Annotated in this window: 16 protein-coding genes; 11 read left to right on the forward strand and 5 right to left on the reverse strand. The window is 63.9% G+C overall.

Features of this window, described 5'->3' with window-relative positions; genetic code table 11:
* Nucleotides 1-14 precede the first annotated feature (14 nt).
* A complete protein-coding gene (locus ACSBOX_RS11850; RefSeq protein WP_442542637.1) occupies nucleotides 15-1,310 on the reverse strand; it encodes an ABC transporter substrate-binding protein in 1,296 nt (431 codons plus the stop codon).
* Between the two features lie 270 nt (nucleotides 1,311-1,580).
* On the opposite strand from ACSBOX_RS11850, the gene ACSBOX_RS11855 reads away from it, so the two are divergent.
* From ACSBOX_RS11855 to ACSBOX_RS11905, 11 genes are all read left to right on the forward strand, one after another.
* Entirely contained in the window at nucleotides 1,581-2,603 is a 1,023-nt protein-coding gene (locus tag ACSBOX_RS11855; protein ID WP_442542638.1) for a LacI family DNA-binding transcriptional regulator, read from the forward strand.
* Between the two features lie 10 nt (nucleotides 2,604-2,613).
* The gene (locus ACSBOX_RS11860) at nucleotides 2,614-3,624 is read left to right on the forward strand and encodes a Gfo/Idh/MocA family protein (protein WP_442542639.1); all 1,011 of its coding nucleotides are present in this window, start codon (nucleotides 2,614-2,616) and stop codon (nucleotides 3,622-3,624) included.
* An 18-nt stretch (nucleotides 3,625-3,642) separates the two neighbouring features.
* On the forward strand, nucleotides 3,643-5,277 hold the full coding sequence (locus ACSBOX_RS11865) for an acyl CoA:acetate/3-ketoacid CoA transferase (protein ID WP_442542640.1): 1,635 nt from the start codon (nucleotides 3,643-3,645) through the stop codon (nucleotides 5,275-5,277).
* 33 nt (nucleotides 5,278-5,310) lie between these two features.
* On the forward strand, nucleotides 5,311-7,578 hold the full coding sequence (locus ACSBOX_RS11870) for a gluconate 2-dehydrogenase subunit 3 family protein (RefSeq protein ID WP_442542641.1): 2,268 nt from the start codon (nucleotides 5,311-5,313) through the stop codon (nucleotides 7,576-7,578).
* Complete coding sequence (locus ACSBOX_RS11875) at nucleotides 7,575-8,387, forward strand: enoyl-CoA hydratase/isomerase family protein (RefSeq protein WP_442542642.1); 813 nt, start codon at nucleotides 7,575-7,577, stop codon at nucleotides 8,385-8,387. The genes ACSBOX_RS11870 and ACSBOX_RS11875 overlap by 4 nt, the downstream gene beginning before the upstream one ends.
* 44 nt (nucleotides 8,388-8,431) lie before the next feature.
* Entirely contained in the window at nucleotides 8,432-9,949 is a 1,518-nt protein-coding gene (locus ACSBOX_RS11880; protein ID WP_442542643.1) for an aldehyde dehydrogenase family protein, read from the forward strand.
* A 28-nt stretch (nucleotides 9,950-9,977) separates the two neighbouring features.
* Nucleotides 9,978-11,192 (forward strand): glycoside hydrolase family 88 protein, encoded by a 1,215-nt coding sequence (locus ACSBOX_RS11885; RefSeq protein ID WP_442542644.1) that lies wholly within the window; start codon nucleotides 9,978-9,980, stop codon nucleotides 11,190-11,192.
* 5 nt (nucleotides 11,193-11,197) lie between these two features.
* Entirely contained in the window at nucleotides 11,198-12,835 is a 1,638-nt protein-coding gene (locus ACSBOX_RS11890; protein WP_442542645.1) for a GMC oxidoreductase, read from the forward strand.
* A complete protein-coding gene (locus ACSBOX_RS11895) occupies nucleotides 12,825-14,273 on the forward strand; it encodes an MFS transporter (RefSeq protein WP_442542646.1) in 1,449 nt (482 codons plus the stop codon). The genes ACSBOX_RS11890 and ACSBOX_RS11895 overlap by 11 nt, the downstream gene beginning before the upstream one ends.
* Nucleotides 14,274-14,347: 74 nt before the next feature.
* The gene (locus tag ACSBOX_RS11900) at nucleotides 14,348-15,370 is read left to right on the forward strand and encodes a LacI family DNA-binding transcriptional regulator (protein ID WP_442542647.1); all 1,023 of its coding nucleotides are present in this window, start codon (nucleotides 14,348-14,350) and stop codon (nucleotides 15,368-15,370) included.
* A gap of 58 nt (nucleotides 15,371-15,428) precedes the next feature.
* Nucleotides 15,429-15,974, forward strand: a complete 546-nt coding sequence (locus ACSBOX_RS11905; RefSeq protein WP_442542648.1) for a heme-degrading domain-containing protein — start codon at nucleotides 15,429-15,431, stop codon at nucleotides 15,972-15,974.
* A 961-nt stretch (nucleotides 15,975-16,935) separates the two neighbouring features.
* On the opposite strand, the gene menE is transcribed toward ACSBOX_RS11905, so the two are convergent.
* The 4 genes from menE to ACSBOX_RS11925 form a co-directional block, all read right to left on the reverse strand.
* Nucleotides 16,936-18,468: an o-succinylbenzoate--CoA ligase gene (menE, locus tag ACSBOX_RS11910; RefSeq protein WP_442542649.1), complete on the reverse strand. Its 1,533-nt coding sequence runs from the start codon at nucleotides 18,466-18,468 to the stop codon at nucleotides 16,936-16,938.
* Nucleotides 18,469-18,479: 11 nt separating this feature from the next.
* Nucleotides 18,480-18,935, reverse strand: coding sequence for a MaoC family dehydratase (locus ACSBOX_RS11915; RefSeq protein ID WP_442542650.1), 456 nt, complete (start codon nucleotides 18,933-18,935; stop codon nucleotides 18,480-18,482).
* A gap of 67 nt (nucleotides 18,936-19,002) precedes the next feature.
* A complete protein-coding gene (locus ACSBOX_RS11920) occupies nucleotides 19,003-20,190 on the reverse strand; it encodes an acyl-CoA dehydrogenase family protein (RefSeq protein ID WP_442542651.1) in 1,188 nt (395 codons plus the stop codon).
* Nucleotides 20,187-21,080: an amidohydrolase family protein gene (locus ACSBOX_RS11925; protein ID WP_442542652.1), complete on the reverse strand. Its 894-nt coding sequence runs from the start codon at nucleotides 21,078-21,080 to the stop codon at nucleotides 20,187-20,189. Before ACSBOX_RS11925 ends, ACSBOX_RS11920 begins: the two co-directional genes overlap by 4 nt.
* Between the last annotated feature and the right edge of the window lie 15 nt (nucleotides 21,081-21,095).

The raw sequence follows: 21,095 nt of genomic DNA on the forward strand, positions 1-21,095 counted from the left end.
GGTTGGAGTGCCGGCTACTTCAGCTGGCTCTTCTGCGCCTGCGTCATGCTGGCGGTGAAGGCGGCAACGTTGCCGCTGCCGTTGAAGGTGGAAACGGCATCGGCATAGGTCTGGGCGAATTCAGCCGGGGCTGCCTGGGCCTGCGCCAGGGAAGAGACCACCGCCGCGGACTTGAAGCTCTTGGCAGCGGACTGCTGGTACTCCGACAAGCCGGAGATGTCAGCCGTGCTCAGGGCAGGTATGGATCCCTTCTTAGCTGCAAACGCTGTCTGGATCTTTGGATCCATCAGCGTCTTCAACCAGGTCTTGGCGGCATCGGCGTGCGGGATGTTGCTGGCCGGAATGGAGAAACCGTCGCCGACGTAGTCGAAGATGTCTTCTTTTCCGGGGAAGGCTACCCAGGAGAAGTCCGTTCCTGGTTTCTTGCCGGCGTTGACGAGTTCGCCGTAGGCCCAGTCGCCCATGAGGTTGACAGCGCAAGAGCCGCTGGCGAGATTCTTTGCAGCTTCATCCCAAGTGATCGCGGAATGGTCCTTGTTGGCCAGGGAAAGGATCGTCTTGTAGTCCTCCAGTGCCTGCTTCACTTCCGGGGCATCGAAGGAGTACTGGTTGGTGAAGAGTTTCTTCCAGTTATCCGCGCCCGTCCTGGACATAATGAGGGACTCCAGGAGCTCCGAGGATGCGAAGATGTCCTTGTCACCCAGGCAAACGGGGGTGGCCCCGCTGGCCTGGACCTGCTTCAGGGAAGCGATCAAGCCGTCGACGCCGGCGGCCGGATCGATCTTGACATTTGCCCTGGCGAGCACTGAGGGATTGGTCCACAGGACATTGCCACGGTGGACGCCGATCGGAACCGTGTAGTACTTGCCGTTGACCTGCTGCGCCTCGGCGACGTCTTTGGGCATCTGGGCAGCCCAGTTCCCCTCGGTCCACAGCGCTGTAACGTCTGCGGCCTGGCCCCCATCAACGTAGCTCTTCAGCTGTCCCGCCGGGTGCACTTGCCACGTGTCGGGCGGGCTGCCGGCCTGGAGTCGTGCCGCCAGCGCCTGCCTGGCGTTGGATCCGCCGCCGCCGGACACGGCAGCGTTGTCGACAGAAAGGCCTGGCGAGGCCTTCTTCACCCCGTCAATGAGCACGTTGAGCGCGTCCGCCTCTGAACCGGAGGTCCACCACGATGTGATCTCAAGTTTGTCAGTGCCACCACCGCTCGAGCTTCCGGCAGGCGTATTGGCTGCACATCCGGTGACGGCGATGAGGCTTACCGCGGCCGTTGCGGCCAGTGAGATCTTGAGTTTGTTGGAAGAACGCATGACTACTCTCCTTTGGGTTGTCAGACGCCGGACAAGGCCGGCTTCAGCCTGCGTTGTGGTTCAGGTTACATATTTAAGTAGATCGATGCAATACTTTTCTTCACAACCCGGGACAAGCAGTTCAAATCGGCAGAGCATGTCGAATCCAGATCGGCAATTCGTTGGAAATTCAGAGATCTATCTGCAGTAGATTTTTAGTAGATCGTTCTATCGCGGTGGATAGAAACGTGATAGAAATGTGAGACCAAGCACGAAAGGAGGTGCGGATCAATGAAAAATGTGACACTCAACGATGTCAGCCGAGCAGCTGGAGTATCCCGATCTACCGCCTCGCTGGTGCTGCGGGGAAGCCCCCGCATTCCGGAAGCCACCTCGGACCGCGTCCGGCTGGCTATGGCAGAGCTGGGCTACGTCTATAACCGGCACGCGGCCAACATGCGCCGCAGCCAGTCCATGACTCTCGGACTGATCGTGACCGACATCCGCAACCCCTACTTTGCCGGGCTGACCATGACCATCGAGGAAGCCGCGCATGACGCGGGCTACACCCTCCTGGTCGGCTACAGCCGGGATGACGTCGAGCGGCAGGCCCTGCAGCTTGAGACGATGGTCCAGCAACAGGTCGATGGAATCTTTCTCCTCCCCGCTGAGGGAACCGAGCTGGCCCCGGTCTGTCAGATCGTTGACCGCTCCTCGGTACCGGTCCTGCAGCTGGCCCGCTATTTCTCCGAAGAGATGGACTACGTCGGCCCGGACAACATTGCTGCCGGGCAGCAGCTGGCCCGGCATGTGTCCTCCCTGGGCGCCGCGTCGGCGGTGCTGGTTGGGGGCCCTGAACATTCTTCGGCGCGTACCGAACGGATCAAGGGCCTGGAAACCGGCTTTGCGGGAAGCATCGTGGCTTTCGATGCATCCTTGTCCGCCGCTACCACCACGAATAATGCTGCCGGCGGGTCTGAGGGCGTGGCCCGGGTGCTTGACCAAGGGATCTGGCCGGACTGCATCATCGCCTACAGCGACGCGGTGGCGCTCGGGATCTATGCCGAGCTGCGGCGGCGGAACCTGGAACCGGGACGGGACGTGTCCGTGGCGAGCTTCGACGACATCGCCATGGCCGAGCTGCTGCTCCCGCCGCTGACTTCTGTGGCCACCTACCCGGAACTCATCGCCCGCAAAGCAGCGGAGATGCTCTTGAACCGCATAAGGGACTCTTCGCTGGATCCCCAACGATCCCTCATCGAACCGGCGCTGAAGATCCGCGCATCCACCGCCCAATGGCGACCCAGAACTTAAGGAGAAAGCAATGCCAGCACTGAAATGGGGCCTCATCGGCGCCAGCGACATCGCTGCGACCCGGGTCATCGGCGCCATCCGCGCAAGTGGAGGCGACGCCGTCGGGGTCTACAGCGGATCCGGAGACCGGGCGCGGGACGTCGCGGCCAGCCACGGAATGCCCAATGTCACCACCGCTCTGGACGAGCTCCTGGGCTGGGACATTGATGCGGTCTACATCTCCTCCACCAACGACAAGCATTTCGACCAGGCCACCAAGGCACTTCGGGCCGGCAAGCACGTGCTGTGCGAGAAACCACTGGCGCTGAACGTCGACGAGGCAACGGCGATGGTGGATTTGGCGGAGCAACAGGACCTGGTCCTGGCTGCGAACCACCACCTGCCAGGCAGCCCGTTGCACGCCAAAGTCCGGGAGCTCGTGAGCGCCGGAACCATCGGTTCCGTCCTCTCGGCAAAGGTTGCCCACGCCGTCCTCCTGCCGGAACGCCTTCGCGGTTGGCGGCTCGGGCAAGGCACCCCCGGAAGCGGAGTAATCCTGGACATCACCTGCCACGACGCCTCGGTCCTCAACCCGCTGCTCGGCACTCCGGTGTCGGTCAGCGCCGTCGCCGTCCAGCAAGCAGCCTGGAACACGGGCGGCCAGGAAGACGCCGCCATGACCGTGATCCGGTACGAGCGGGACGGCCAGCCACCCGTCCTCGCCCAGACCCATGATTCCTTCACGGTCGGATACGCGAAGACTTCCCTGGAAGTCCACGGCACCGACGGCACCCTCATTGTCACCGACGCCATGACACAGGACACCGAAGGCCAGCTGGTCCTGACCACCAAGTCAGGAAGCCAAACCATCGACGTCGACTGCTCCGAGGATCTTTATGTCATCAACCTGCGTGCTTTCACGTCCGCCGTCGAAGGCACCGGCATCCCGACGGCGAGCGGCAAGGACGGGCTGCTGGCCCTCAAAGTCGCCCTCGCAGCCCAGGAATCCGCAAACACCGGACGCACCGTCCACATCAACTAAGACCCCAGAAAGAACACCATGCAGAAGGTACAGATCCTCACGGCCCGCGAAGCAGCGGAGCTCATCAACGACGACGACGTCATCACCGTCAGTTCCTCCAGCGCCCTCGGGTGCCCGGACAGTGTCCTGGCCGGGATCGGCCAGCGGTTCGAGGAAACCTCCCACCCGACGAACCTCACATCGGTGCATCCCATTGCCGCAGGCGACATGTACGGCGTCAAAGGCATCGACCACATCGCCCGCCCCGGTCTTCTGCGCAAAGTCATTGCCGGGTCCTACCCGTCCGGTCCTTCCAGTGCGGAGCCGCCCCTGATCTGGCAAATGATCGAACGGGAGGAAGTGGAGGCCTACAACTTCCCCTCGGGCGTCATCTACCAGATGCACCGCACCGCGGCGGCGAAACAACCGGGCGTCTTCACGCAGGTAGGCTTGGACACCTTCATCGATCCCCGCCTTCAAGGCGGACGGATGAACAACACCACCCCGGCCGCACACGTCGAGACAACTACACTCGCCGGGCAGGAATGGCTGTTCTTCCCCTCAGTCATCCCCAACGTGGCCATCATCCGGGCAACCACCGCCGATGAATACGGCAACCTGACCTTCGAAGACGAAGGATCACCCCTTGGGGCCCTGGACCTTGCCTACGCTGCCCACAACAACGGTGGCGTCGTTATCGCCCAGGTCAAACGCGTGGCCGAAGCAGGAAGCCTGCACCCCCAGCACGTGAAAGTTCCCGGGATCCTCGTGGACGCCATTGTCATAGCCGAGGACCAGCTCCAGACCACCCTGACAGCGAACGACCCCGCCATCTCGGGGCAACTGCGCAGGCCCCTGAGCTCGCTCCCCCGCGTCGCCTTCTCCATCGAGAAGATCACCGCACGTCGCGCCGCCCAGGAACTCAGGGCCGGCGAGATCGTCAACCTCGGCTTCGGCGTCTCCGCCCTCGTCCCGCACATCCTCGTCGAAGAAGACCAGGGACGGGAAGTCAGCTGGGTCATCGAACAGGGCGCCGTGGGCGGAATCCCCCTGCTGGACTTCGCGTTCGGATGCGCCCAGAACCCTGACGCAATCATGCCCAGCATCGACCAATTCACCCTCCTGCAAGGCGGCGGCTTCCACCGCTCTTTGCTGTCCTTCCTGGAGATCGACCGGCTCGGCAATGTCAACGTCCACCACTTGCCCAAGAAGCGCCACGTCACCGCGGGCGTCGGCGGCTTCGCCGACATCACCTCCTCGGCTCCCGAGATCATCTTCATGGGCGCCTTCACCGCCGGACGCCGCGACATCGTGGCCGGCGGGGACGGCTTGGACATCCGCGCCGATGGCCCCTTCACCAAGCTCGTCAACGACGTTTCGGCCATCACCTTCTCCGGACCCCGTGCCTTGGCGCGCGGCCAGAAGGTCAAATACATCACCGAGCGCGCAGTGCTGGAGCTCACCAGCAAAGGACTCGTCGTCACCGAAATCGCCCCCGGCGTGGACCTCCAGAAAGACGTCCTGGACCGCAGCGAGTTCCCGCTGATCGTCTCCGACAATCTACGGACCATGGACCTCGCCCTCTTTGCCGACGCACCGGTCGGCATCCACCTCCCGACGCTGCCGCTGCACGAGCGGATCGAACAGCGCACCCCTTCACTGGCCGCGCACTGACGCACGGCCGAAACACTTGAAAGGACTCCTGCGATGAAAAGCTTCCGCATTCTTACCCCCTACGAAACCGAACTTGCCGACGCGCTGTTCGAAGCCATGTTCCCTTCCGACGGGGAAAGCCCCGACGTCCGCGACGCCGGAGTCACCACCTATCTGGATCTGACCCTGGAAGGCTACGGACGGAAGGAACTGCCCCGGTACCAATGGCTCTTTGGCGCCCTGGACCGGTACGCGGAGAACAAGCACGGCCGGAACTTCGCCGCGCTCACACTGGACGAACGCACCGACGTGCTGGTCTTGCTCGAACAAGGCGAACTGACCGATCAGCTTCCTGCGAAGGAACAGCAGGACCTCTTCGGCCTGGTCGTCGCGCACCTGCAGGAAGGGCTGTTCGCGGATCCTGCCCACGGTGGAAATAAGGACAGTGTCGGCTGGAAGTTCCTCAGGCACCCCGGCGTCTGGTTGGAAAACTCCGCCGAGGAAAACCTCAGCGCCGAGCATGTGACCAAGGGTGGGGTGATCAAGACACTGGCCGATGCCATGCAGGAGATCCCCCGCGATACCCAAGGACACCGGCTCAAGCAGCTTGGCTACGAGAACGCCGTCAACCCGCAGATGACGGACGAGGTCGACGTTCTGCTCATCGGCGTCGGGGCCATGGGCGGGCTGAGCGCCCAGGTCTTCGCCGAGGCCGGCCTGAGCGTGGTGGGCCTGGAAGCCGGACCGTTCCGTCCCCTGGACGAATTCCTCCCCGACGAACTCGAACACGCCTACTACACGCGCGGCGGCCTGGGACCGAAGTTCCAGCAGGAGACCCCCCGCTGGCGCGAAACCGCGGAAGAGGAAGACAGCCGCGAAGCCACCTTCTCCCTGGGCCGAATGGTCAACGGCGTCGGCGGCTCCGCAGGACACTACGGATCCTGGCTACGGCGCTTCCACCCCTGGCAATTCGCCCCCAAGAGCCACTACGACGGCCTCTACGGACCGGAAGCGCTCCCCGAAGACTGCACCCTGGCCGACTGGCCCGTCAACTACGAAGACCTGGAACCCTTCTACACAAAGCTCGAACACCTGATCGGCATCGCCGGCGACGAATCCAACCCCTTCGTCAAGCGCAGCAAGCCCCTCCCGCTGCCGCCCACCCGGCCGTTCATCCTGGGCAACAAGTTCAGCGAAACCACCCGCGCCGCCGGACTGCACCCGCACCCCGTTCCCGTCGGATTCACCACCGAGTCCTACGGCGGCCGGGCTGCCACCGGTTACAGTGCGTGGAACAACGGGCTTGGATCCTTCCGCGGGGACCGCTGGCACCCCGGCCTGGGCCCGGTGCCTGCCGCCATCGCCACCGGCAACTTCGAGCTGCGCACCCACTCCCGCGTCACCCGGATCATCATGGATGAGTCAGGTGCCGCCCGCGGCGTCGAGTGGGTCGATCCCCTGGGCAGGGTCCGCCGCCAGTACGCCCGGGCCGTCATTCTCTCGGCGTACACCTACGAAAACCTGCGCCTGATGTACCTTTCGGCCGACTCCCGTCACGAAAACGGCCTCGGCAACAACACCGGCCAACTGGGACTTCATTACATGACCAAGATGTTCGGCCACGTGGACGCCCTCTTCCCGGGTACCGAATTCAACCGCCACACCGGCCCTGCCGCCCAGGGCGTGGTACTGGACGACTACCTCTCCCCCGAATTCAGGTCCCTGGACCACGGCTTCATCGGCGGCGCCACCCTCGGCGCCGAACAGCAGGCCCTGCCCCTTCAGATCGCCCGCGAAACCCTCCCCGAGGACGTCCGCCGCTGGGGCGCCGGCTACCGCGACCATTTGAAGCTCTGGTCCCAGCAAGGGGTCATCCGCATCCAACCCGACGCCCTGCCCTACGCCTCGCACCGCCTGGAAATCGACCCACGGCACCGGGACTCCTCCGGACTCGGCATGCCTTTGGTCCGGGTGACGTACAGGCTGCGCGAGAATGAGCGCCGACTGGCCGCCTGGATGGCAGACCGCGCAACCGGCCTCCTGAAAGACATGGGAGCAACCAAGACCTGGCAAGGCCCCTACTTCACCGGGGTCGGCTCCAGCCACGACCTCGGCGGTGCCCGCTTCGGCCACGACCCTGCCGGTTCGGTCCTGGACGAGCACCTCGCGGTCCACGACACCCCCAACCTCTACATGTACTCCGGTGCGGCGTTCCCCAGCTGCCCCGGCATCAACCCCACCCTGACCATCTGGGCTATCGTCATGCGCGCCGCCGAGCACTTGGCCGGCGAACTCGGTGGCCAGCGAAAGGACCAGCCATGAGCACCGAAACAGCACCGGCCACCAAAGAAGCCACCGAACAGGTGACCGTGGAGTACTCCGCGGATGGCCACACCGCAACGATCCTGATCGACCGCTCGGCCAAGCTCAACGCACTTACCCTGGGCCTTTTGGACGACCTGGCCGCGGCAACCCGCGAAGTCGCCGCCTCCACGGCCCGGCTCGTCATCGTGCGCACCGGCGGTCAAAAGGTCTTCTGCGTCGGCGCGGACATCAACCACTTCGCCGATCTCTCCGCCGCCGGCATGTGGCGGGACTGGATCGCCACCGGCCACCGGGCCTTCGATGCCCTCGCCGGACTCCGCCAGCCCAGCATCGCCGTCGTCGACGGCCTCGCGTTCGGCGGCGGGCTGGAACTGGCCCTCGCCTGCGACTTCCGCATCATCGCCGCCGAAGCACGCGTCGCCCTTCCCGAAACCGGACTGGGCACCGTACCCGGCTGGGGTGGCACTGAACGAGCCACGGAGCTGGTAGGCCGGGCACGGGCCAAGGAACTTGTCCTGACCCGCAGGCAACTCACCGGCGAGGAAGCCGTCGGCTGGGGCCTGGCCACCGCCGTCGCGCCCCAAGCGGAGCTTGAAAAGGCCGTCGCAAAGCTCAGCGATGACTTGCTGGCCGGAGCCCCGCTGGCCGTGCAACTGGGCAAGCAACTCATCGACGCTGCTGCCGACGGCGCTCCGTCCCACGTGCTCGAAGCCCTCGCCGGCGGCCTCGCGGCCGCCACCGACGACCTGGCCGAGGGTGTCGCAGCCTTCCGGGAAAAGCGCGCCGCGCACTTCACGGACAACTGACACCACCAGCCGGCACCCCACAACATCTTCTAAGGACACCCGAAATGGAAACCAGGAACTACACGCTCGACGACGTCGAGCCCACCTACCGCCCGATGATCATCGACGGTGAAGACGTCCAGGCGCGCAGCGGCGAAACCTTCACCCGGCTGAGCCCGGCACACGAGGTCGAGGTGACCTCATTCCCCCAAGGCGGAAAGGACGACGTCGACCGTGCCGTTCTCGCCGCACGAAAGGCGCTGGAGGGCGGCTGGCGGAAGTCCAGCGGATCCGAGCGCTCCAAATTGCTGCTGAAAGTCGCCGACCTTGTCCGCCGCGACGCGGAAGAACTGGCATTGGCTGAAACGCTCGAAACCGGCAAGCCCATCACCCAGTCCCGCAACGAAGTCGCCGGCACCGCGGAGTTGTGGGAATACGCCGCCAGCCTGGCCCGGAACACACAAGGTGACGCCCACAACGCCCTGGGGCCCGACACCCTGGCGCTCGTGGTCCACGAGCCGATCGGCGTCGTCGGGATGATCACGCCATGGAACTTCCCTCTGCTGATCATCAGCCAGAAGCTCCCGTTCGCCCTCGCCGCCGGAAACACCGCCGTCATCAAGCCCAGCGAAAGCACCTCCGCCACCACCGTGATGCTGGGCCGCCTCATCCGCGAAGCCGGCTTCCCCGCAGGCGTCGTGAACATCGTCACCGGCGACCGCGTGGTGGGTTCGGCCATCGCCGAACACCCCGGCATCGACATGGTCAGCTTCACAGGCTCAACGGGTGTCGGCAAGAGCATCGCCGCCACAGCCGGGCGGGACCTGAAGAAGGTCGAACTCGAACTGGGCGGGAAGAACCCGCAGATCATTACACCCAACGCCGACTTCACGGCCGCAGTGGACGCAGGGGTGTTCGGCGGCTACTTCAACGTGGGCCAGTGCTGCAACTCCGGCAGCCGCCTCATCGTGCACCGCTCCATCGCCGACGAGTTCGCCGCCGCCGTCGTCGAACGGGCACAGCACATGCGCGTGGGCGATCCGCTCAAGTCCGACACGCTGGTAGGCTCCCTCGTCAACGACACCCAGCTCGCCGTCGTCGAACGCTACGTGGCCGAGGGCCGCGCAGCCGGCGCCCACCTGCTCACCGGCGGCGGCCGCCTCGACACCGGCCTGGACGGCCGCTTCTACCAGCCCACCGTCTTCACGGACGTCACGGCACAGATGTCCATCGCCACCGACGAAATCTTCGGTCCCGTCTTGTCCGTGCTCCCCTACGACACGCTCGAAGAAGCGATCAGCATCGCGAACTCCACCTCGTTCGGACTGTCCGCCGGGATCTGGAGCAAGGACATCAACGAGGCCCTCACCGCTGCCCGAGACCTGCGCGCCGGCACCGTCTGGGTCAACCGCTGGATGGACGGCTACCCCGAAGTGCCGTTCGGCGGATACGGCCAAAGCGGCATCGGCCGTGAGCTCGGCCGCCAGGCCCTCGCCGAATTCAGCGAACTCAAGACCATCCAGTTGCAGGTCGGCACCCGGCACACCCGGTGGGTCGACGCCCCCGACGCTCCCCGCGCCTGACCCCCAGAACCGTCCAAAGGAAACGAACATGACCGCCACCGCCTCCACGGCACCATCGCACGCACCCGCTGTGCTGCCCGCCATCCTGCCGCTCACGCTCCCGACGGGCTACGAAGTCCCCGCAGAGTTCGCCGAGGCCGCAGCCAAAGCCTGGAAAACCGCCTCAGCCAAACTGACCGGACTCATCACGGCCCACCCTGACCGGTTTCCGCTCTACACCGAGGAGGGCAGGTGGGTGGTGGATGGTGAAGCCTGGACCAACTGGTGCGAAGGCTTCCTCGGCGGCCAGCTCTGGATGCTCTCCCGCCGCGCCGACGAAGCAGACCAGGCACGCTTCCGCGCCGCAGCCGAGCACTACTCCGAACTCATCGAAGAACGAAAGAGCGATGACACCGTCCACGACCTCGGATTCCTGTTCTGGTCCACGTACCGTCGCTGGTTCGAAGCCACCGGTGACATCACCAAGCGCGACGTCGTGGTCGAGGCCGGACGCACCACCGCAAGCCGCTACCGCGAAGCCGGAAAGTACATGCCCAGCTTCCGCCAGCCAGACAGCCTGTTCATCGACATCATGATGAACATCCACATGGCCCTCTACGCGGCCCAGCAAACCGGCGACCAGGACATGGCCCGCAAAGCCGTTGACCACTGCCTTACCACCCGGCGCTTCCTGATGCGCGGCGACGGTTCCGCTTCCCACGAAGGCATGTTCGACGTCGAGACCGGCGCGTTCCTGAAGCAGACCACCCAACAGGGCTACTCCGACGACGGCTCCTGGGCACGCGGGCAGGCCTGGGCCCTCTATGGTTTCGGTACCGTTTACCGCTTCACGGGCGACCGCCGCTTCCTCGAAACCGCCATCGCCGCAGCCGACTTCTACCTTGAGAAGACCGGCGACCGTCTCGTGCCGCCGAACGACTGGGAAGAACCCAACCCCGTCCGCCCCTACGAGACCTCTGCAGCGGCCGCGGCGGCAGGCGGTTTCTGGCAGCTCGCAGGCCTCGTCCAGGACCGCACCAAAGCCGGAATCTATGCCGACTACGCAGTGAACATCCTGCAACGCCTGAGCGCGGACGACTTCCTGGCCAGTCCGGGCGAGGGCTGGGAAGGCGTACTCAAGCACGGCAGCTACCACGAAGGCAAGGACCTGGGCGTCGACGAATCCGTCATGTGGGGTGATTACTGGTTCCTGGACACCGTGGACCAGATCCAGCAGTACGCCGAGGCACGGCAGGGCCGGTAAGCACCGTGTCCTGGCAAACCATCGACGAGGCACCTCGTCCGGGGACACCGGCAGAACCGGCGTACCCGGACGAGGTGATCCGTACCGACATCGCCATCATCGGATCCGGCATGGGCGGCGGCACCATGGCCTACGCCCTGAAGGACTCCGGTGCCAGGGTCCTGCTGATCGAACGTGGTCACCGCCTGCCGGCGGAGCCACAGAACTCCGATCTGGACGAGGTCTATCTCAAGGGCCGCTACAAGAATGCCGAGGCCTGGTTCAATGGTCGCACCGGCGAATCCTTCAAACCCGGCGTCTATTACTGGGTCGGAGGCAACACGAAGGTCTACGGCGCCTGCCTGCCGAGGTTCCGTGCCAGCGACTTCGAGGAAACCCGGCATGCAGACGGTGTGTCTCCTGCGTGGCCTTTCAGCTATGCGGACCTTGAACCGTATTACACGCGGGCCGAAAAGCTCTTCAAGGTCCGGGGCCAGATCGGCGAAGATCCCACCGAACCGGTTCACTCCGAGGGCTATCCGTTACCTGCGCTTGACCACGAACCCGCCATTCAGGATCTGGCGGATTCCCTGCGGAACCAAGGGCTCCATCCCTTCAGGATGGCCAACGGGCTCGACGCCGACACTCCGGAGAAGCGTGCTTTGTGCGCCACGAGCGACGGCGCGCCGAATGAAGCGGGACTGAAGTCCGACGCCGAGAAGGTCGCCATCGACCCCGCAGTGGAGGCCGGTGTCGCGCTAATGACCGACACCAAGGTCACCCGGCTGGTTCTCGGGGCCGATGGACGTACGATCGTCGCCGCCTTGGCGGAACGCAACGACCAAGTCATCCGCATCGAGGCCGCCAGGTTCATTCTCGCCGCCGGGGCAGTCAACTCCGCGGCCTTGCTCTTGGGTTCCGCCACCACGGGACATCCGAGAGGACTGGCCAATTCCTCAGGTTTGCTGGGCAGGAACTACATGGTCCACAACAGCACTTTCTTCATCGGAATCAATCCATTCAAGGTCAACCGGACCCTCTGGCAGAAGACCCTCGGTCTCAACGATTGGTATGAGGCCGGCCCTACCACCCCCCATCCGCTGGGCAATCTGCAGATGCTCGGCAAGCTGCGGGCGAGCATGCTGAAAATGGCACGCGCCTGGGCGCCCACCCCGATCCTGAAGGCCATATCGGACCGCAGCATCGACATCTACCTCACCACCGAAGACCTGCCGCGGCGAAGCAACGGCATCAGCATCGTCAACGGCAAAATCCACGTCTGGTGGGAGCCGAACAACCTCGAGCCGCATGCAGAACTAGTACGTCGCGTCCGACGGGCCGTCCGCAAGGCCGGTTACCCGCTGATCTTCACCGAACGCATGGGCATCGAGACCAACTCCCATCAATGCGGCACGGCCGTCGCCGGCGACGACCCCCGCACGAGTGTCCTCAACCCTGACTGCAGGACACACGATCTGGACAACCTCTGGATCGTCGACAGCTCCTTCTTCCCCTCCTCGGCAGCCCTCAACCCGGCCCTGACCATCGCGGCCAACGCACTGCGCGTCGCGGACACCATCCTCAAGGACCTCAAGCCCCGAACAGGTTCCGTTCATCAACCACATCCCACCCCACAGATAGGTGCACTCCGTCGTGAGCCTTAATCCCCAAACAACCCACCCGCAGGCGCCAGCCGCCAGTATTTCGACCCGGGACCTCGCCAGGGCAGCCTGGGCGAGCTCCCTCGGCAGCGCTCTGGAATACTACGACTTCGCCCTGTACAGCCTGGCCTCCGCCCTGGTGTTCAGCCCGCTGTTCTTCCCCGGGAACAACCCCGCGACCGGCCTGATCCTCAGCTTCGGCACCTACTTCCTGGGCTTTGCCATCAGGCCGCTCGGCGGTGTCGTCTTCGGCCGCCTCGGCGACCGGCTTGGGCGGAAGTTCGTGCTGCTCACCACCGTCCTCCTCATGGGAGGGGCCAGCACTCTCATCGGCGTCCTGCCCACCTACAACGGCTCGGCCGGCGACTGGTACGGCACGGGCGCTGGAATCCTGGCACCGATCCTGCTCATCGTGTTGCGCCTGATGCAGGGCCTGGGGGCCGGGGCTGAAATGGCCGGGGCATCCATCCTGATGACCGAATACGCTCCCGCAAGCCGACGCGGCTTCGTCGCCTCCCTGCCCTTCCTTGGCGTCCAAATGGGCACCGTCGCCGCGGCGCTGGTGTACTTCCTGCTTTTGAACACCAACCAGGCCATCAAGATCACCGACACCTGGCTGTGGAGGGTGCCGTTCCTGGCCAGCGTCGTGATCCTCGGCGTCGCCATCTACATCCGGCTGCGCCTCAAGGAATCCCCCACCTTTGCCAAGCTGGAACCGCACGAGCAGGTCACCGAAAAGCCCCTCAGGACCCTCATCAACCGCTCCGGGAAGACGCTTCTCCTGGGAATCGGACTGCGCATGGCCGAAAACGGCGGCTCGTCCATCTACCAGGCACTTGCGGTTGCGTACGTTTCCAGTGCCGCGATTGGCATGAAGGGACCCATCGGGGCACTCTCGCTCGTCTTCGCCGCCGCGGTGGGCGCCGCCGTCGTGCCCCTCGCCGGCTGGCTGACCGACAAATACGGCCGCGTCCGCACCTACCGGGCCTTCGCCATCTTCCAACTGATCGCCGCCTTCCCCATCTGGTATGCGCTGAGCTTCGGTGACACAGTGCTGACCATCGTCGTTGTCTCCATCGGCCTCGGTGTTGGTACGTGGGGAATGTTCGGCGCGCAAAGCGCCCTGATGTGCGAACTCTTCGGCTCCCGACAGCGGTATCTGGGAGTGTCGGTCGCCCGGGAAGGATCCGCGGTCATCGCCGGCGGCATAGCTCCCCTGATCGGCGCCTGGCTGATGTCACTCGCGGTCACCGCCGAAGGCGGGAGCACAGTCCATGGGGCCGGCGCCGGAGCCTGGCTACCCATCGCCGGATACCTGGCACTCCTGACAGCCATCACCGTCGCAGCCACCTTCGAAGTCCCCGAAACCAAAGGCCGAAGCCTGGAAGACCCCAGGGACGCGATCCATGACAAGCACGCCGTGCAGCTTCAAGGTTCCTAGACCGCGGATTGGTAAGGTCGATAGGCGGGCAGCACCGCTATCCCGCCTATCGACCCCATCGGCAGGAAACTGGAATGACCCCGCGCATCACCCTCGAAGACGTCAGCAAAGCCGCCGGAGTCTCAAAATCGACCGCGTCCCTTGTTGTTCGGGGCAGCTCGCGCATCCCGGAGAGCACGGCCGCCAAAGTGCGCGAGGCCATGGATCAACTCGGCTATGTCTACAACCGGTCCGCTGCCAACCTGAGGCAAAACCGGTCCATGACCATCGGACTGATCGTCACCGAGATCATCAATCCCTACTTCGCCGAACTGGCAATGGCCGTCGACGAGATCACCCACGAAGCCGGGTACACCATCTTCATCGGCTACAGCCGCGACCTTGCCGACCGTCAGCACGAAATCATCGCGTCCATGATCGAACGGCAGGTCGATGGACTCCTGCTGCTACCAGCCCCGGACACCGACCCCGAAAAGCTCGCCAAACAGGTCAACGCGGCAGGAGTCCCACTAGCACTGCTCGCCCGGCGATTCCCTGGATTCGACTACGTAGGTAGCAACAACGTCAAAGGCGCCACCCTACTCGGGGAGCACCTGGCCGCTTTGGGCTGCAGAACTGTCGCCTTCCTCGGTGGCCGCAGCGCCTCGTCCCTGACGGAACGAGAAGAAGGACTCCGCAAGTCACTGGAACCCAACGGTTGCGACGTTTGGAGCCCGGATGAATTGCGCAGCCCGATCACCCCCGAGGGTGGCTCAGCCGCCGTCGCCCGGCTCTTCGACCTAGGGAGGCTACCGGACGCGATCATCGCGTACAACGACATCGTCGCCCAAGGAATCTACGACGAAATGCGCCGACGTGGCCTCGAACCCGGCCGCGACATCGCCGTCGCATCCTTCGATGACACCCGCATCGCCGCCGGCCAAGTCCCTCCTCTGACGTCCGTGGCGGGATTCCCGCAACAGGTCGGCGCGAAAGGTGCCGAGATGCTCATGACCCGCCTGGCTGACGGCAACTCGGACATCCCCACCCAACTGACCCTCATCCAGCCGCAGCTCAAGATCCGCTCCTCAACCGCGACCTGGCGCACCCGCACCTAGGCACACCGGGTCATTGCTCAGGACTGCAGGCCGCTCCAACAGAAAGGAACAACCAATCATGGTTCACGACGCGACCGTTACGTCCGAGCAAGAATTCGACCCGGACTCTCGCGAAGAACAGCCCGAGGCCGCGCTGCATTCGTTAATCGAACACCTCGAATACGAAGTCAGCGCCCTGCACCTGAACGGCTTCAACCAAGCCGACGCCTTGGCGCTGGGTCTGTTGCTGGTGGAGCTCGCCACCCGGCGGGACCTCCCGGTCGCCATCGACATCCGCCGAAACGAACACGTCCTCTTCCACGTCTCCCTCCCCGGCGCGACGCCCGACAACGAGCTTTGGGTCCAGAGAAAGAGCAGAACAACCGAGCGGTACGCCGAACCATCACTGCTGGTCGGGCTCAAAGGCCGGCTCGGCGGAGGCAGACTCGAAGACAACGGATGGTTCGACGAGGTGCGCTATGCCTCCCAAGGAGGTGCCTTCCCGATATTCGTCAAAGGCACCGGACACGTCGCCACCGCAACAGTCTCCGGACTCCCGCAAAAGGCCGACCACGACCTCGTCGTCGAGGCACTGACCACTTTCCTCAACCGTGGCAACGGCTAAGGAGGCACCACCGGATGGCGGGGCGGATGAGCACCCCTAAGAACCGGGGCTGCCGACGATGAGAAATATCCCGTGCTGAACGACTCATTTCTGAGCCTCTCCACCAGGTAATTTGCCCCGGACTTTGCAAGTTACAGACCGACATGTGGGTACTTATCGGATGCTACTGGGGGATTTAGCCTAAAGAGCCGCTGCTTCGGGCGGACGATTATCGCCGACCGGCTCAATGGTTCGTCCCGTGACCGCGATCAATTGGCGAGCCTACGAACAGCGGTCTGTCGCACTTCAGTTCATAATGCCTCTCCGACCCCAATGGCGACTGATGCGTCTTCGCTATGTGTCGATCTGATGCCCCATGATTGCTGGGCGGCCCCCGCGCGAAACCAGGGTGCTTTGCGCCGGCCCCACTCCAAACTTCGCTCGGCGCTCAAGCGCCGCTTATTCCCTCGCGAACTCTTGGATCGTTTCCGGGCCCCAAGTTGCACTCCGGCCCTCGGCCCAGGCTTGCTCCCGCTATCAGAACGCCACCCGAGACCATATCCCGCCCCGGCATCACCCTGCCCCGGGTTGGCGGCGGCCAAAAGCAGGGCTTTCGGACACCTGAACCCGGCCCCGGGGCTGAAACCAGACCACCAGAACTCGTGAAAGTCACGCAGCCCGGTCCTCGTCAAACCATGAAGAAGCAAGGCCACAGCCCACACCGCCCAACCGAGGAAAGAGGCAGCCGCCACACCAACGGCCACCCGCAAAACGGCCCCCGAAGGAGCCGATAAAAGAAGATTTGTGCACAGTCAGGGATCAAAAGCTTCCTGACGAAGGTGGGACTCGAACCGGCTTCCAAGTCGTGGCATCCCGGGCCGTGAGCGTGTACGCGGATCGCGGCGGCGGGTCGGAGTTGCGGCACCATGCCGAGGCAGCCAATCAAACGGCCGGCCGGATCTCGCCGTCGCTCTGAGTCAACCTAGGCCAGGGCACTTTTCCGGTAGTTTTCACGCAGGTCGTTCTTCCGGATCTTCCCGCTGGCGGTGCGCGGCAGGTCGTCGACGATTTCGACCGTGCGGGGAATCTTGTAGCGGGCCAGCTTTCCATCGAGGTGGGTGACGATATCGGCCTGTGTGACCTGCTGCCCTTCGGCCGGAACGATGACGGCGTGCACTGCCTCACCCCACTTTTCGTCAGGTACACCGATGACCGCCACAGAGGCCACGGAGGGAAGTTCCATGATGGCCTGCTCGACCTGCGCCGGGTAGATGTTTTCCCCGCCCGAAATGATCATGTCCTTCAGCCGGTCGGCGATATACAAGAAGCCCAGATCGTCTATGTACCCCATGTCACCTGACTTGAACCAATTCCCGTCCTGGAAGGCTGCTGCCGTGGCGTCTACCCTGTTCCAGTAGCTGGGGATCACGTTGGGGCCCTGGATCAGGATCTCCCCGACAATGTGAGCGGAAACGTCTTCACCGTTCACATCAACGATCCGGAGGCCGGTGAAGAAGTGCGGAAGACCGGCGGAACCTGTTTTCTCCCGCGAGTGCTCGGATTGCAGCGAGGTGGCCCCCGGTGACGTTTCTGTCATGCCGTAGCCTCCGGAAAAGGAAAGTCCTCGTTGTTCGTAGGCGTCGAGGACCCGCGTCGGGACCGCCGAACCTCCACAGGTGAGCATCCGGATCGAGGAGAGGTCGGTGGCATCCCAGTTCGGGTGCTCAGCAAGCATTTGGTAGGTGGTGGGCACGCCGGAGAGCGAGGTGACGCGATGGTGTTCGATGGCGGCCAGGACGGCCGACGGTTCGAACCGGTCCTGAAGCACCAGGGTTCCCCCCTTGAGAAGGGTGGGCAGTGCGCCCATGCCGAGGGAAGCGACGTGAAACATGGGGGCAATCATCAGGGCAACTTGCGTGCTGGTGACGTCGTAGTCGACCAGGACGTTCAACGAGTTCCAGGTCAGGTTCCCGTGGGTCAGGATGGCGCCCTTGGGGTTGCCGGTCGTTCCGGAGGTGTACAGGATGATGGACGTGTCGTCCAGGGAAACCGAATATTCGTGGTGCTCTGCCGAGGCTGCGCGGATGGCCGCCTCATAGGACCCGACGACGTCATGGCCGGCTTCAACGACGAGTCGCGCCGCGACGGGCCTCACGGCGGTGGCCGCCATGGCCAGGCCTTCGCTCTGCCGGGCGTGGATGAGCAGGGTTGTTCCGGAATCTTCCAGGGCGAACGCCACTTCCTGCGGTGCCAGGCGGGTGTTGATGGGAACAAAGATCGCGCCGATGCTTCCGCAGGCGAAGAGCGTCTCAAGGAACGCGGGGTGGTTGTTGCCCAGGTAGGCCACCCGGTCCCCGCGTTTGATGCCCTGGTCAGTCAGTACGTTGGCCAGCCGGTCGATGCGCTCGGCCAGCTGCTCGTAGGTCACGGACACGGGGCCGTCGATGACAGCGGTGTGCCCTCGGGACTTGACCCGGCGTTTGTGGATCCAGCTTCCTAATCCTTGGTTCAACATGCGTGCGTCTTTTAGGCGTAGAAGCGGTAGATGCCGCGGGAAACGACGGCGGGTTTCGGGGCGCCGTCGACCTCCACGACCTGGTCGACGGCGATCTGGTAGCCACCCTTGACCTCTTCGACTTCGGCGATCTGTGCCTTCATGCGGATCCGTGCGCCCACTGGTACCGGTGACGGGAAGCGGACCTTGTCCAGCCCGTAGTTGACCCGGGCGCCAACACCGGTGACGTCGAAAAGCTCGGACCAGAAGGCGATCTGCAGGCTCAGCGAAAGGAAGCCGTGGGCAATCGCGCCACCGAACGGGCCCTGCTTGGCCTTTTCGGGGTCGGTGTGGATCCACTGGTGGTCATCCGTCGCATCGGCAAAGGTATTGACCTGGTCCTGAGTGACCGTCCTGAATTCGCTGTAACCCAGGTCGGTGCCGGCGGCGGTTGCGAGCTGGTCGTAGGAAAGAACTGTTTGGCCCATGATGGGTTCTCCTTGGATAGGTATTGGGTGATTCAGGTAACGCTTGGTAACGCCGCGGGTCTTCCGCCTAGCGGAAAGCCCCGATGCCCGTAATGGCACGGCCCAGGATCAACGCATTGATCTCGTCGGTGCCTTCGTAGGAATAGATGGCTTCGGCGTCGGCATGGAAACGGGCGACGTCGTAGTCGAGCAATATGCCATTGCCCCCGCAGATCTCGCGAGCCAGCGCCGCGGTCTCCCGCAGCATCCGAGCGGTGAACATCTTGGCCATCGCAGAGTTTTCGTCCACGTAGATGCCCTCGTCCTGCGCCTGGGTCAGGCTGACCACCATTGCAAGGGACGCGGTGACATTTGTGAGCATCGTGGCCAGCTTCTGCTGGATCAGCTGGAACGAGGCAAGCGGCTTGCCGAACTGCAGCCGCCCGGAAACGTACTTCAGCGCGGCTTCGTAGGCGCCGGCCGAGGCGCCCGCGGCGATCCAGGCGACGTCGGAGCGCATGTTGCGCAGGCACGCCGCGACGTCAGCGAACGAGTTGATTCTTTCCAATCGGGCCGACGCCGTGACCCTCACCTGCGTGAGCTCGATGTCGGCGTTCTGCATAATCCGCAAGCTGGTCTTGCGCTCAATCTTGCTCAGCTTCACTCCCGGCGCATCGGTGGGCACCAGGAAGCACTTGACCTTGGAATCGGCGGTGTCGCGGGCGAAGACCGCCAGCACATTCGCCTGCGCAGCGCCACCGATCCAGCGCTTGGTACCGTTGATGACCCAGTGTCCGCCGTCGTCGTCCCCTTCAAAGGTGGCCGAGGTTTCCAGCCCCCCGGCAATGTCCGAGCCGTGCTCCGGTTCGGTCAGCGCGAGGACGCCCTTGTACTCGTACGAGATAATCTTCGGGTCAAGGTCCGCCACCTGTTCAGGGCTGCCGCCCAGGTTCACCGTGGTGCGGAACAACCCGGACTGCGCGTTGTAGAAAGTCACCACGGAAGAGTCCACCCGGGCGAGCTCGAAGTTCCGGAAGCCACCGAAGAGTCCTCGTACTTTCTCGCCAGCGGCCAGCACCTCGGCGGGGGCCATCAGGTTCAGGTTCATCAAGGGCTCGATAACCTGCTCGGGAAACTCGCCACGATCCCAATACTCGTTGACGATCGGGCGCACTTCTCTATCGAGCACCGAGCGAAGGCGTAACAGGGCTGCGCGTTCTGCGTCTGTGAGCAGCCGAGCAAAACCGTACTGGTCACTTGAAAAGAAGCCGGTCATGTGTGGTCCAGTCCCAGGACCCGGACCGCGTTGTCCTTGAGGATCAGCGGGCGGACTTCGTCCTTGAGCGGTAGTTCGGCAAAGGCGCCAAGCCACTTCTGAGGCGTGATCAGCGGGTAATCGGTTCCGAAGAGCACCTTGGTTGACAGGATATTGTTGCTCAGCTTCACCAGCGAGCCTGGAAAGTACTTCGGGCTCCAACCAGAGAGGTCGATGAAAACGTTTGCTTTGTGGGTTGCGATGGAGTTGGCCTCATCCTGCCATGGCACCGAGGGGTGCGCCATGATAATCGTTAGGCCCGGGAAGTCAGCTGCCAGGTCGTCAAGCAGCAAGGGGTTAGAGTATCGAAGCTTGATGCCACGCCCGCCGGGAAGCCCGGCACCCATGCCGTTCTGTCCGGTGTGGAAGATACACGGCAGAGCGAGTTCCTCAAGGGCAGTCCAGAGCGGGTAGAACTCCTCGCGGGCGGGATCGAAACCCTGCAGCGAGGGGTGGAATTTGAAACCACGAACACCCAACTCGTTGGCCTGGTATAGGGCCCCGACGACGGCATCCGCACCAGTGCGCGGATCGACAGAGCCAAAAGGAATCAGTACGTCGTTGTTGCGGGCGGCCCCTGCCACCAGGTCTTCGATTGAATTGGGCTCATGTCCCAGCGCCGTTCGCGCATCAACCGTGAAGAGGACCGCTGCCATCCTCGCCTCACGATAGACCTCGGCGATCCGGTCCACGGAGGGGGTGCGCTCCTGGGATTTGAAGTAGGCGGCCGACGCCTCGAAGAGGTCCTCAGGCATGGCCCTGTGGCCGCAGTCGTCGACCTCGACGTGCACGTGCATGTCGATCGCGGTGATCGACTCGAGGTCGATCCCGGGTTCGTAGCGAACGCTCATGGCTTGCGTTCCTCG

The sequence above is a fragment of the Arthrobacter sp. KN11-1C genome, assembly GCF_052180225.1.
Classification (GTDB): Bacteria; Actinomycetota; Actinomycetes; order Actinomycetales; family Micrococcaceae; genus Arthrobacter.

Excerpts from the sequence above, each read along its gene's own strand:
- ACSBOX_RS11850 (WP_442542637.1), bottom strand. The coding sequence starts at position 1,310 with ATGCGTTCTTCCAACAAACTCAAGATCTCACTGGCCGCAACGGCCGCG.
- ACSBOX_RS11855 (WP_442542638.1), top strand. The coding sequence starts at position 1,581 with ATGAAAAATGTGACACTCAACGATGTCAGCCGAGCAGCTGGAGTATCC.
- ACSBOX_RS11860 (WP_442542639.1), top strand. The coding sequence starts at position 2,614 with ATGCCAGCACTGAAATGGGGCCTCATCGGCGCCAGCGACATCGCTGCG.
- ACSBOX_RS11865 (WP_442542640.1), top strand. The coding sequence starts at position 3,643 with ATGCAGAAGGTACAGATCCTCACGGCCCGCGAAGCAGCGGAGCTCATC.
- ACSBOX_RS11870 (WP_442542641.1), top strand. The coding sequence starts at position 5,311 with ATGAAAAGCTTCCGCATTCTTACCCCCTACGAAACCGAACTTGCCGAC.
- ACSBOX_RS11875 (WP_442542642.1), top strand. The coding sequence starts at position 7,575 with ATGAGCACCGAAACAGCACCGGCCACCAAAGAAGCCACCGAACAGGTG.
- ACSBOX_RS11880 (WP_442542643.1), top strand. The coding sequence starts at position 8,432 with ATGGAAACCAGGAACTACACGCTCGACGACGTCGAGCCCACCTACCGC.
- ACSBOX_RS11885 (WP_442542644.1), top strand. The coding sequence starts at position 9,978 with ATGACCGCCACCGCCTCCACGGCACCATCGCACGCACCCGCTGTGCTG.
- ACSBOX_RS11900 (WP_442542647.1), top strand. The coding sequence starts at position 14,348 with ATGACCCCGCGCATCACCCTCGAAGACGTCAGCAAAGCCGCCGGAGTC.
- ACSBOX_RS11905 (WP_442542648.1), top strand. The coding sequence starts at position 15,429 with ATGGTTCACGACGCGACCGTTACGTCCGAGCAAGAATTCGACCCGGAC.
- menE (WP_442542649.1), bottom strand. The coding sequence starts at position 18,468 with ATGTTGAACCAAGGATTAGGAAGCTGGATCCACAAACGCCGGGTCAAG.
- ACSBOX_RS11915 (WP_442542650.1), bottom strand. The coding sequence starts at position 18,935 with ATGGGCCAAACAGTTCTTTCCTACGACCAGCTCGCAACCGCCGCCGGC.
- ACSBOX_RS11920 (WP_442542651.1), bottom strand. The coding sequence starts at position 20,190 with ATGACCGGCTTCTTTTCAAGTGACCAGTACGGTTTTGCTCGGCTGCTC.
- ACSBOX_RS11925 (WP_442542652.1), bottom strand. The coding sequence starts at position 21,080 with ATGAGCGTTCGCTACGAACCCGGGATCGACCTCGAGTCGATCACCGCG.